Consider the following 13,051-nt stretch of genomic DNA (forward strand, 5'->3'; position numbering starts at 1 on the left):
CCTTCATAGCACATAGGATTCATCACTTTACCACGGTTCTATACCCATTCAAACCAAAATGTTACATAAACTCGCTAAAGAACTAATCCGTTTTGAATGGATCGGCGATATCGCCGACAGCGCGCTCAAGCTCGCGTATACGTGCGGTGTTTTGAGACGCCTGGATGGTAAGGGCACGGCGCTCCTCGCTGGAAAGCGACGAGGCGGTGCGCAAGCGGGACTGCGCGCTTTTCAGGCGACGACGCAGTGTGTAGAGCTCCAAGGTATCGAGCAAAAACTGGATATTCGTCTCGGTTGGATGGGCGCTGGTCGAAGACATGCTGCCCGCCGAAACGAGTTGTGCTGCCTCGGGACATACCGCACGAGCCGCCGACATGACGTCTACGGCGCCGGTCTGCTCAGGGGTTGCCAGCACTGACCAGGCAATCGCCTCATGACGTGCGTCCACCCACTCGATCTCGGTGATGCGATCAGCGAACATGCGGAAGCTGTCGGGGAATGTGGTGAGCAGCGTGAGCAGCTCACGCTCACATGCCAACTGACGGCGTTCCAAATCGGTGAGCACAGACAGATCGTCGTTGACGGGTGAAGTCGGTTGCGCCGAACCCGAAGTTATGGGTGCACCCGCACCTTCGTCGACGGACACTCCCCCATCATTGGGAAGATAATCGTAGGGGACCTCGTCATAGGGCGGATAGTCATCACTCGATGCGGCGCGTGCCACGCTTGCATTCGTCGCCTGAGACGGCATTCCGGCGCGGTCCATCTGCTCGCCGTCACGCGCGGCCTGCAAGCGCTCGCGCTGCTGCTCACGGCGACGGTTCGCCTCCTCACGCTGCTGGACCTCGCGGAACACCTTGCCGGCGTTGCCGCGAATCATCTCGACATCCAAGCCCAGGCGGTCGGCGATTTGCATGTAATAGCCATCGATCATGTAACTCGCACGAAGCGGATAGATGAGTTCGAGCGCCGCACGCATGGCCTTGGCACGACCGCCTGGCGTCGAGATATCGCTCTCCTCCTCCAGCTTCCCAAACACGAAATCCATGAGGGGAATAGAGTTGTCGAGCAGTTCACGCAGCTTTGCGGCTCCGTTGGCGCGCACGTAATCATCTGGGTCCATACCATCGGGCAAGATGACGCACCGCAAGTCGATGTCGTCTTTCTCGATGAACTGAATGGCGCGACGCGCGGCCTTCTGACCTGCGGCATCACCGTCGAACATGTAGATGATCTTCTTCGTGAAACGCGTGAGCGTCTTGACGTGGCGCTCGGTAAGCGCCGTACCGAGCACCGCGACGATGTTCTCGATACCGGCCTTCCAGCAGCTCATGGCCGAAATGTAACCCTCAACGACAATGGCCTCGTCGCTGTTCACGATATGGTCTTTTGCCCAGTTGAATCCATACAGGTTCTTACCCTTGTGAAAGATGGGCGTCTCGGAGGTGTTGAGATACTTGGCGTTGGTTTTTTCCTTATCGAGCGCACGACCGCCAAACGCGATGCAGCGACCCTGCTCATCGAAGATGGGAAATATCACGCGGTCGAAAAAGCGATCGACCAACCCACCGTTGCGTCCGCGGAAGACGACATTGGCATCGATCATCTCCTGAGAGGTGAAACCCTTGGAAGACAGATGCTGAACGAGCATGTTGCGGCCCGGCGCGAATCCCAAACGATACTTACGGCAGGTATCGGCATCGAGGGCGCGACCTTTGCAGTAGTCGCGACCCCGAGCGTCCTTGCCGCGCATGAGCAGCATGTGATAGAAGCTCGACGTCTCTTCACAAACGTCGATCAGGCGATTGCGTTTGGTTCCCGTGCGTTTGAACGAAGGGTCGTCCTCAATCTCGATGTCCGCGCGCTCGGCAAGGTAGCGAATGGACTCGGGAAAGCTCAGATTCTCGCGCTTCATCACATACGTGAAAGCGTCGCCACCCTCACCGCAGCCAAAACAGTGCCAAACCTGCGTGGCGGGAATCACGTGAAACGACGCCGTCTTCTCGCCATGAAACGGGCAGCAACCCCACAGGTCATTGCTGCCGCGGGGCTTGAGCTCAACAGTCTCTTGCACAAGCGCGACAAGGTCGGTTGCGTCACGCACCTTATTTTTGTCTTCCTCGGAAATCATGCGAGCCTCACCCCCGTATCGCCGAACAGCCCTCGGACAGTCTGAATATCATTGTTGACTGTCTCGATGAGCGCGTCAATCGATTCGAACTTGCGCGACGGTCGAAGGCGACGGTCGAAGGCGATTGCGATGTCCCTACCATACAGATCACCCGTGCAGCCGAGGAGATTTGCCTCGAGATGCGCGGAATGGGCGTCCGAATCGAACATGGGGGGCAGTCCGGCGTTGATGGCGGCGGGCCACACGCTGGCGTCGATAAGGGCGAGACCGGCATATACGCCGTTTGCGGGAAGCTGGATTCCCGTGTGCAAAGCCATGTTGGCGGTGGGAAACCCCATATCGGCTCCCTGACCACGACCATGCTGCACCGTACCGCGCAAAAGCGGACGACGCCCCAGTTCGCGACGCGCCATCTCGATAGAGCCTTGGGCGAATAGCGTGCGGATGCGCGTGGCGGTTATGGGCGCACCATCATCCTCGAGCAATGCGTGACCGTGAACCTCGATGGCATGCTGCGCGCCCCACGCCTGCATGACCTCGACTGTCGAGGCGCCGCACCTTCCCAAACGAAAATCCGTGCCGACGTGAATCGCCTGGATGTCGAGGGCAGGCGCCAGGACGCGCGAGAAGAACGCATCGTGATCGAGCTCGGCAAGTGCAGGCGTGAATGGAACGACCGCCACATGAGCGCCAGTCGACAGCAGGGCGCACACACGATCGTCAAAGCTCAGAAGCTTATGGGCGGGGTGTGCGGAAAGCACCTCATCGGGGTCAGGATCGAACGTGACCGCCACAGTCGCCACGCCGCGCGATGCGGCATCGGCGGCAGCGCGAGCGAGCAGATCTTGGTGCCCACGGTGAAAACCGTCAAATGCGCCGATGGCGATAACGCAGGGTAGACCCCGTGGCGCCTCCGCCCCATCGACGTAAAACATCCGCCCGCCGCCGTCGGACAAAAGAAAATCACGTTGAAGTTCGCGAACATCGGGCATGGATGCACGGGGAACAGGGGTGCTCGTCATAGTGCAACGCCTTCGATTCCCTGGGGAAACACCAGCTCCATGGCAAGCGCGGTGCCCTCGCATCCGGCGATGGCGCGAAGCTGTCCCGCATGAACCAGGGCAACACCCGGAGCACCGGAAGCCTCTGTCCCTCGATATTCACGGTCGCGGGCAATGGCACGTCCGTTCATCACAAATGTCAATTCCTTTTCGGTCAGTTCACTTGCCGGCAAGCCCAACACGGAAACAGGGTCAAGCGCATGTTCGCGGGCGGCCTGCGGATTGATATCTTCGATACGCAGACACATGCCACTCGTGATGGAGCCCGAAGATGTGCGACGCAAATCGCAGATATGGGCGGCACTCCCCGCCGCACGTCCGATGTCGCGCGCGAGAGCACGGATATAGGTGCCCTTGCTCACCTCAAATACGCAGGTCCACACCACTGTTTCGCCAATCTGGTCGATAGCGACCAGTTCGGCGGAATACACTTCGATGGTTCGCGCGGGAAGCTCGATGTCCTCCCCCGCGCGGGCGCGTTTGTATGAACGCACACCGTCAATGGAAATCGCAGAGAACGCCGGGGGAACCTGCTCTTGCTCTCCCACATAATCCGCGAGGACCTGGCGGGCAAACATGGGCGAGAGAAGGTTTTCCGACAAAGCCGCCGTGCGCGTGACCTCTCCCTCGGCATCGTCGGTCGTCGTCTCAGATCCAAAGGCGATGCGCGCGAGATACCCCTTGCGATCGAGCGTGATGCGGCCGAGCAAACGCGTTGCCTGACCCACGCCTACAATCATGACGCCGGACGCGAGCGGATCGAGGGTTCCGGCATGGCCCACGCGCCGCTCCCCCACCGCACGCCGAACCTTGGATACCACGTCATGCGAGGTGATACCCACAGGCTTATCGACGGCAAGCAGGAGATTCAGTTCACTGGGCTTTCTCTTCGCCATGGTTACAGCAACGCCTCCAACATGGGGAGCACACGTTCTGCAGCCTCCTTGACCGTGCCTTTGAACGTAAAACCAGCCGCAGCCGCATGACCGCCGCCGCCCAATTTGACGGCGACGCCCGAGATATCGACATGTCCCTTAGAACGCAAATTGCCGCGCACGACACCGGGCGCGGATTCACGCAGGAACAGGCAGAGCTCGGTTCCGGCAACCTGGCGCACCACATCGACCAAGCCGTCGCATTCCGCGGGCTTGACACCGCGGCTCTCGAGGTCCTCGGCAAATGCGTAACTGTAGGCCACACGCCCACCGCAACGCGTGTCGATGCGACTCATCACGACAGATTCGAGATGCAGGTACTCGAGTCGTTGGCTCTGGTACACCTCGAGTGCGATCTTCGACGGTTGGGCACCGGCATCCACCAGGTGAGATGCGCAGGCAAATGCCGAAGGATTGGCGTTTTGGTATTGGAAGCGACCCGTATCGGTCATGACACCCGTCAGCAGGCACGTTGCGATATCGGGCGTCAGGGGCCAACCGGCGGCATCGATCAGCTCGAATACGAGCACGGCGGTAGCGGCAGCCGAAGCAACGCGCACTGTGACATCGGCGAACTCCTCGCGTGCGGGATGGTGGTCGATGCACACGCGCCCCATGGCATGTTTTGCCACCGAAGCGGAATCCTCCAAACGCTCGAGCGTGGGAGCGTCCACCGAAATGAAGAGATCGTACGCTTCCATATGCTGAACCGACGGGGTCAGCTTGTCGGAACCCGGCAAAAACCGGTAGATCCGCGGAATCGCGCCGTCATCGGCCAAAAGCGCGTCGATGCGCTTGGACGGAAACTGCTGGCACAGGGAAAGGAAGAGCCCCAAAACGGAACCGAGGGCATCACCATCGGGGTTCGTGTGCCCCGAGATGGCGATTGTCCGCGCGTCCTCGATGTAGTCGATGACGCTTTCCCACATATCCGGTGTTGTGCTCCGCCCCGTGCAGGGCGACGTGCTAGCGCTCATCGACGCCTTCCTCCTCGGTGACAGCGTCGTCAACGGGCGCATCTTCAGCCTCATCGGCGTTCTCCGCTCCCTTGCCGTCGGCCTGCTCGATCGGATAACCGAATTCGTCCTTTTCCACGGCAAGCGTGGCAGGCACGTTCTCGAGAGCGCGCGAAATGCGCTCCGCCTCATCGGTAGAGCGATCGATCTTGAACGCGAGCTCGGGCGTCACGCGCCAATCGAGGCCGCGCGCGAGCAGGCTGCGAATGCGGCCCTTGGCGGCATTGAGCGCACCGAGGACCTCTTCGTAGCGATCGGCGTCGCAACTCACGAACACACGGGCAAACGAGCGATCTTGGGAGACCTCGACGCCCGTGAGCGTCACGAACTCGAGACGCGGGTCGGCAATCTCGAACAGCAGGATGTAACCGAGCTTCTCGCGAAGCTGCTCGCCCAAACGACGGGTCATCGGCGTCTGCTTCATAGCTCTCCTTCAACGCGGGCCCACTCAAACGAGCGGGCCCTCAATCTCAAACAAACAACCAGGTGGCACGCGTTACTCGGTACGTGCGACCTCGACGATCTTGTAGGCCTCGAGGATGTCGCCGACCTTGATGTCCTGGAACTTCTCGATGCCCAAACCGCACTCGTAGCCGCTCTTGACGGTCTTGACGTCGTCCTTGAAGCGGCGCATGGAACCGAAGACGCCATCGAACACCACGACACCGTCGCGGACCACGCGGACCTTGTCGTCGCGTGAAATCTCGCCCTCGGTGACCATGCAACCGGCGATGAGGCCGGCCTTGGGCACGCGGAACGTGTCGCGGACCTCGGCGGAACCGGTTTGGACTTCCTCCTCCGTGGGCTTGAGCATACCGATGCGCGCGGCGTCGATGTCCTCGATGGCCTTGTAGATGATGGAGTAGGTCTTGATCTGCACGTTCTCGCGCTCCGCCGCATCACGGGCCTTGGGCTGCGGGCGCACGCCGAAGCCGATGATGATGGCGTTGGATGCCATGGCAAGCGTGACGTCCGTCTCGGAGATGGCGCCGACGGCGGAGTGAATGATGTTGATGCGAACCTCGGACTGGTCCATCTTGCTGATGGAGTCGGCCAGAGCCTCGATGGTGCCCTGAGCATCGGCCTTGACAACCAGGTTAAGCTCCTTGAGCTCGTTTTTGCTCATCTCGTCGAACAGGGTCTCGAGCGTGACGTGCTTGACCTTGTTCTGCTCCTCGATGCGGGCCTTGAGTGAGCGCTGCTCGGCCAGGTTGCGGGCATCGCGCGGATCCTCGAAGACGCGGAACTCGTCACCGGCGGCCGGGACGGAGTTGAGGCCGAGGATCTCGACGGCATCGGAGGGACGGGCCACGTCCTTGTGCTCGCCGTGCTGGCCGAGCATGGCGCGGACGGAGCCGTAGCTCATACCTGCGACGATGGTGTCGCCCACGTGCAGCGTGCCGCGCGTGACGAGCACCGTGGCAACGGGACCGCGACCGCGGTCGAGCTTGGCCTCGATGATGTTACCCGACGCGAACGTGTCGGGATTGGCCTTGAGCTCGAGCACGTCGGCCTGAAGCAAGATGGTCTCGAGCAGGTCGTCGATACCCGTGCGCACCTTGGCGGACACGTTGACGAACATGTTCTGGCCGCCCCACTCCTCGGGGATGATGCCATACTCGGTGAGCATCTGACGCACCTTGTCGGGGTTGGCCTCGGGCTTATCGCACTTGTTGACCGCGACGATAATGGGAACGCCGGCAGCTTTGGAGTGGTTGATGGCCTCGATGGTCTGAGGCATCACGCCGTCGTCGGCAGCGACGACCAGCACGACGACGTCGGTGATCTTGGCACCGCGGGCACGCATGGCGGTAAACGCCTCGTGGCCCGGGGTGTCGACGAACGTGATCTGACGGCCGTTGATCGTGACCTCGGAAGCGCCGATGTGCTGGGTGATGCCGCCGGCCTCGCCGCTCCACACGTTGGTGTGGCGGATGGCGTCGAGCAGGGACGTCTTGCCGTGGTCGACGTGGCCCATGACCGTGACCACGGGCGGACGGGGCTTGAGGTCCTTGGGGTCGTCGTAGAAGTTGAAGGAGTTCTCCTCCTCGGGAGTGACGATGCGCACCTGGCGACCCAGGTCGTCGGCCACGAGCTCGACGAGGTCGTTACTCATGGTCTGCGTCATGGTGAGCGGGGTGCCCAGCAGGAACAGGCGCTTGATGATGTCGTTTGCGGAGACATCGAGCGCTTCGGCGAGCTCTGCCACGGTCACGCCCTCGGAGACCTTGACGGCGTCGAGGTCCTCGGGGTTGATGCCCTGTGCCAGAGCCTCTTCGATCTTGCGCTCCTCGGCGGCAGCGGCAGCCTCGGCGGCGCGCTTCTCCTTGCGCTTCTTGCGGCGACCGGTGGACTCGCGGGAAGCCTCCTCGACGGCGGCGCGGGCCTCCTCGAGCACCTTCTCGCGGCTGTACTCCTCCGCCTCGCGGGCCATGCGCGCGTAGCGGTCCTCGCCCTCGGGCTGCTCGTGACCACGGCGCTTCTTGCCTCCCTTGGCCGCTTTCTCGGGCGCAGGCGGGGAATTATCGGGCATGGTTGGCGCGGAGCTGCGACGACGGCTGCGCGTGGGCGCCTCGGAAGCGGCCTCAGCGGCAGCAGCGGGAGCGCCGGAACGGGCGTTGCGGTTGTTGCGACGACCACCGCGCTCATTGCGGGGCGCGCGCTCCTCGGGCTTGGTAGCCTCCTTCTTCTCCTTGAGCACGGCCTCCTGCTCGGCGATCTGATCGAGCAGCGAACGGAATCGCTGACCGGAGTCGCTCGCGGGAACGGCACGGCGCTTTGCCTCGAGCTCGGCCTCGCGGGCGGCCTTCTCGGCCTCCTCCTTGGCACGGCGCTCGGCCTCCTCCTTGGCGGCACGGGCGGCCTCGGCGGCAGCCTGGGCCTCCTGGGACTGGCGACGCTCCTCCTCGCGGCGAGCCTCGGTGGCCAGGCGCTCTTCCTCGGCCTTCTTGGCGGCCTCGACCTCGGCGGCACGTGCGGCTTCCTCTTCGGCCTTCTTGGCGGCCTCGACCTCGGCGGCGCGGGCCGCGATAATGGGGGCGAGATGCTTCTTCACCATGGAGACATAGGCGTCCTCAAGGGTGGAAGATGCGGACTTTGCGGGAATCTTCAATTCTTCTAGATAGCCCATGAGCTCCTTGGACGTCATGCCGAAGTCCTTGGCCAGGGCGGAGATACGTTGTTTCGCCATAAGCTTCACCTACCTCTTACGCACACGCGGTGCGGATCATCAAACAAACGGGCACAAACGCGGGCGGAAGACTAGATGAGGTCCTCGGCGTTCTCAAAGACATCGGAATCGGAGCCATCAAAGTCGGCAGGGTCATGCACGCCGCAGTAGTTGGAGCCGGGGCGTGCATGGTTGCGGCACTGAACGCCCTCGGGGCTCACGTAGGCGCAGCGCTCGACCTCGAGCTCGCCTTCATCGTCGAGCAGGTCCTCGACGGGCTCCGCGGGAAGCGGAACGTTCTTGAGGATGTCGGCGGCCAGGGTCTCGCTCTTGATATCGATATGCCAACCGGTCAGACGTGCGGCGAGGCGGGCGTTCTGGCCCTCCTTGCCGATGGCAAGGGACAGCTGGTCATCGGGAACGATGACGCCGGCGTAGTTCTTCTCCTCGTCGATGAGGACGCGCGTGACCTTGGCGGGAGACAGGGCGTTGGCGACGTAGACAGCGGGGTCCTCGTCCCAAAGGATGACATCGACGCGCTCGCCGCGCAGTTCACCCACGACCGCGCGCACGCGGCTGCCCTTGGGGCCCACGCAGGCGCCCACGGGATCGAGACGGTCATCGAGCGAGTGGACGGCGACCTTGGAGCGCTGACCAGGCTCGCGTGCGATGGACTTGACCTCGATCGCACCGTCGTAGACCTCGGGAATCTCCTGCTCGAACAGACGGCGCATGAGCTCGGGATGGGTACGGGAGATCACGATGGGCGGACGGGAGTGCTCGCCGCGGACGGGCGGCAACGTGGAGTTGGGATCGCGCACGTCGATGATGACGGCCTTGAGATGCTGGCCGTGCGGGTAACGCTCGCCCATCGGGCGCTCGTTGCGCTCGCCGGGGTTGCGGCGCTGATCGAAATGCGGCAGCTCGGCCTCGACGCCCTCACGGATCTTCACGATGGTGAAGTCGGCGGTGGACTGGAGCACCGTACAGTTGATGAGGTCGCCGATACGGCCGGAGAACTCTTCGTAGATCTGCTCACGGGCGGCATTGCGCACGATGGCGTTGATCTCGGCCTTGGCGGTCTGAGCGGCAAAGCGGCTCACGCCCTTGAGGTCGAGCTTCTTCTCGATGAACTCGGTGAAGTTTCCCTCCTCGTCCATGGAGTCGTCGATGGGTTCGAGCTCGTAAACGTAGATCTTGCCGGTCTCGCGGTCGATGGTGACCTTGGCACCCCAGTCGAGCTTGAGGTTCTTGGCGTAGGTCTCGGCGAGCGCTGCCTCGAGACGATCGATCAGGAGGAGCTGGTCGATGTGACGCTCCTGGCACAGGGCCATGAGCGCTTCCATCATGTTCAGTTCTTCGGCCATCTTACTTCCCTTCCTTGGAGCCCTTGAAGTCGAAAACCGGCTTCAACGTGCATTTCTTCACTTCGTCATAGGAGATGGTCACCGTCTCGCCCTCTTCGAGCTCAAGGGTGACGGACGTGTCGTGCGCCTCGGCGATCGTGCCCTTGTACGAACGACGACCCTCGGTCGCAGTCGTGGTGAGTTCGACGGGCTCGCCCGCAAAACGGGAGAAATCGGATGGACGGCGCAGAGGGCGATTCATGCCCGGGGAGCTGACCTCGAGCGTGTACGCCGACTCGATGGGATCGAGTGCCTCGATGCAGTCGGAAACCCAGGCGGTCTGGGCAGTGACCTCATCGAGGTTGATGGGATCGCCCGAAAGCTTGTCCAAACGTACGCGGATGCACGGGGCCTTGGTGGCGCCCACAATCTCGACATCCACAATATCGATATCGTGAGCTGCGGCTTTCTCTTCGAGGGCATCGATGATGCTCTGCTCGAGTTTGCTCTTGACCATGCAGCACCTCCTTTTTCATGAAAAGGGAGCGCGGCGGATGCCGCACTCCCTTCACGTGACAACTTCATTTGCCAGAGCAATATAACACATCCCCAGCATAAGGGGCAATTTTACGCACACTCGGCGGTGAACGGGAGGGCCGTAAGCCCACAAATTCCGCACATACCGACAGCTATGTCGTTTTGAGCGCGCCGCAGGGCGCTACTTCACGACCAGGTTGACCAACTTACCGGGAACGCAGATGGCCTTGACGACCGTCTTGCCCTCAATCCACTTGGCAGCAGCGGCCTCGGCGGCAGCCTGCATGACAGCTGCGTCGGCGTCGGTGGGAACCATCGCACGGGCGCGCATCTTGCCCAACACCTGAACCGCGATTTCAACCTCGTCGGCAGCGGCCTCGGCCTCATCGAACTCAGGCCACGGCGCGGTGTAGACGCTCCCCTCGCACTGCAGCGCGGCATGCCACAGCTCTTCGCAGACAAACGGGCAAATGGGCGAAAGGACACTCACGATATCCACGGCCACAAGCGTGCAGAGCGCCGCGTCGCGGGCATCCACGGGCGTCGCGTTGAGGTAGGCGTTCGCTGCGTTCACAAGCTCCATCATCGCGGAAATCGCCGTGTTGAACTGGCCACGATCGAAATCGTTGGTGCACTTGGCAAGCGTGCGATGACGCTCGCGATAGAGCTTCAAACCCTCCTCGTCCAATGCGGACTTGTCAAATACGGCGGTTTTATCGACGCCATCGACGAGCTGCCACACGGTGCGCCATGCGCGCTTGATGAAGCGGTTGGCTCCCTCGACGGCCTTCTCATCCCAGTCGAAATCCTTCTCGGGCGGAGCGATGAACAGGATGGCAAGGCGCATGGTGTCGGCGCCGAACGGCTCGATTACCGAGCTCGGCGGCACGACATTGCCCTTGGACTTGGACATCGTGTCGCCATTGGCGTCCTTCACCATGCCCTGGCACAGCAGGTTGGTGAACGGCTCGTCGGCGCCGAGCATGCCCATGTCGCGCAACGCCTTGGTGAAGAAGCGCGAGTACAGCAGGTGCAAAATCGCGTGCTCGATGCCGCCGATGTAGTTGTCAACGGGCATCCAACGATCGGCCGCCTCGCGCGAGAACGGCAGTTCGGTGTTGTGCGGGTCGGTATAGCGCAGGTAATACCAGCTCGAGCAGGTGAACGTGTCCATGGTGTCGGTCTCGCGGCGAGCGGGAGCACCGCACACAGGGCAGGTCGTCTCGTAGAACTCGGGGCACTCTGCAAGCGTCTGACCGCTGGCAAGATCGAGGTTATCGGGCAGCAGCACGGGCAGTTGGTCCTCCGGCACCGGGACGATGCCGCAGTGCTCGCAGTGAACCGCAGGGATGGGGTTGCCCCAGTAGCGCTGACGGGAGATGAGCCAGTCGCGCAGACGGAATTGCACGCTGCGACGACCCGTGCCGGCGGCCTCGAGGTCTGCAACGATGGCCGCCTCACCCTCGGAATGCTTGCCGCCCGTCATGCCGGTGTACTTGCCGGACTGAACGAGCGTGCCCTCGCACGTGAGGGCCTCATCCCAGTCCACGCTGGTGACCACAGTACCCTGCTCGTCTTTGAGCTGCTCATACAGCGGATCGTCATCGGAAAGGATGATGGGCACGATGGGCAGGTCGTACTTCTTGGCGAACTCGAAGTCGCGCGTATCGCCGCACGGCACGGCCATGACGGCACCGGTGCCGTAGTCGGAGATCACGTAGTCGGCAACCCACACGGGCACCTTGGCGCCCGAGACGGGATTCACTACGTAGCGGCCGGTGAATGCGCCGTGCTTCTCCACGACGCCCTGCGCGCGCTCGACGGCGGAGATGTGCTTGGCGCCCTCGACGATCTCGCGGACACCTGCCTCGTACTCGGTGCCCTCGACAAGCCCCATCAGGCCCTTGTACTCGGGAGCGAGCAGGAAGAACGTATTGCCGAACAGGGTGTCGGCACGTGTGGTAAAGACGGTGAGCTTGCCTTCGTCGCCCTCGATGGGGGCTCCGTTGGCATCGCAAAGCGTGAAGTCGACCTCGGCGCCCTCGGAACGGCCAATCCAGTTGGCCTGCATCTGCTTGACGCGCTCGGGCCAACCGGGCAGCTTCTCCAGATCGTCGAGCAGCTCCTGGGCGTACTCGGTGATCTTGATATACCACTGCTCGAGCTCGCGCTTCTCGACCTCAGAATCGCAACGCCAGCAGCGGCCCTCGATCACCTGCTCGTTGGCAAGCACGGTGTTGCACTTGGGACACCAATTGACCGGGTTCTTCTTGCGGTAGACCAGGCCGCGCTCCCAGAGCTTCTCGAAGATCCACTGGCCCCAGCGATAGTAGTCGGGATCACAAGTTTTGACGAGACGATCGAGGTCGTAGGAGAAGCCCATGCGCTTCATAGTGGCGAGCGCCTGGTCCATGTTCTTGTACGTCCACGCGGCTGCCTGGGTCTTATGCTTGATGGCGGCGTTCTCGGCGGGCAGGCCAAAGGCGTCAAAGCCGATGGGGTGCAGCACGTCGAAGCCACGCATGCGGGCCTGGCGAGCCATGGCGTCACCGATGGTGTAGTTGCGGGCATGGCCCATGTGCAGGTCGCCCGACGGATACGGGAACATCTCGAGCACATACTTCTTGGGCTTGGACGAATCCGTGTCCACGGCGAAGAGGTTCTGCTCCTCCCATGCCTTCATCCACTTGGTTTCAATCGCCTGCGCATCGTAGGTGGGAATCTCCCCCGCCACGCGCTCGGCCTGATGATCAGTGCAATCACACATAGCCTGCTCCTCGGTCACGTCATGTCATACGAGTACTACATATTCAATAACGTTCGCTATTCTAGCAGGTATGAATCGTGCGGGCAGCA

Annotated in this window: 9 protein-coding genes; all 9 read right to left on the minus strand. The window is 62.1% G+C overall.

Annotated features, from left to right (window positions below):
- Window positions 1-82 precede the first annotated feature (82 nt).
- Entirely contained in the window at window positions 83-2,131 is a 2,049-nt protein-coding gene (dnaG, locus tag C1711_RS02005) for a DNA primase (protein WP_102337561.1), read from the minus strand.
- Complete coding sequence (gene ribF / locus C1711_RS02010; protein WP_234346173.1) at window positions 2,128-3,153, minus strand: riboflavin biosynthesis protein RibF; 1,026 nt, start codon at window positions 3,151-3,153, stop codon at window positions 2,128-2,130. Before ribF ends, dnaG begins: the two co-directional genes overlap by 4 nt.
- Window positions 3,150-4,088, minus strand: coding sequence for a tRNA pseudouridine(55) synthase TruB (truB, locus tag C1711_RS02015; protein ID WP_102337562.1), 939 nt, complete (start codon window positions 4,086-4,088; stop codon window positions 3,150-3,152). The genes ribF and truB overlap by 4 nt, the downstream gene beginning before the upstream one ends.
- A 2-nt stretch (window positions 4,089-4,090) precedes the next feature.
- Entirely contained in the window at window positions 4,091-5,104 is a 1,014-nt protein-coding gene (locus C1711_RS02020) for a DHH family phosphoesterase (RefSeq protein ID WP_234346175.1), read from the minus strand.
- Window positions 5,094-5,567 carry a 30S ribosome-binding factor RbfA gene (gene rbfA / locus C1711_RS02025; RefSeq protein ID WP_102337564.1) on the minus strand — a complete coding sequence of 158 codons (474 nt, stop codon included), beginning with the start codon at window positions 5,565-5,567 and terminating at the stop codon, window positions 5,094-5,096. The genes C1711_RS02020 and rbfA overlap by 11 nt, the downstream gene beginning before the upstream one ends.
- Window positions 5,568-5,639: 72 nt before the next feature.
- Window positions 5,640-8,333: a translation initiation factor IF-2 gene (gene infB, locus C1711_RS02030; RefSeq protein ID WP_102337565.1), complete on the minus strand. Its 2,694-nt coding sequence runs from the start codon at window positions 8,331-8,333 to the stop codon at window positions 5,640-5,642.
- Window positions 8,334-8,404: 71 nt separating this feature from the next.
- Entirely contained in the window at window positions 8,405-9,679 is a 1,275-nt protein-coding gene (nusA, locus tag C1711_RS02035) for a transcription termination factor NusA (RefSeq protein WP_102337566.1), read from the minus strand.
- 1 nt (window position 9,680) lies between these two features.
- A complete protein-coding gene (locus tag C1711_RS02040; RefSeq protein ID WP_102337567.1) occupies window positions 9,681-10,175 on the minus strand; it encodes a ribosome maturation factor RimP in 495 nt (164 codons plus the stop codon).
- A 201-nt stretch (window positions 10,176-10,376) separates the two neighbouring features.
- The gene (leuS, locus tag C1711_RS02045) at window positions 10,377-12,962 is read right to left on the minus strand and encodes a leucine--tRNA ligase (RefSeq protein WP_102337568.1); all 2,586 of its coding nucleotides are present in this window, start codon (window positions 12,960-12,962) and stop codon (window positions 10,377-10,379) included.
- Window positions 12,963-13,051: the final 89 nt, after the last annotated feature.

Origin of the sequence: Collinsella provencensis, from assembly GCF_900199705.1 — a bacterium.
In the GTDB taxonomy this organism is placed as follows: Bacteria; Actinomycetota; Coriobacteriia; order Coriobacteriales; family Coriobacteriaceae; genus Collinsella; species Collinsella provencensis.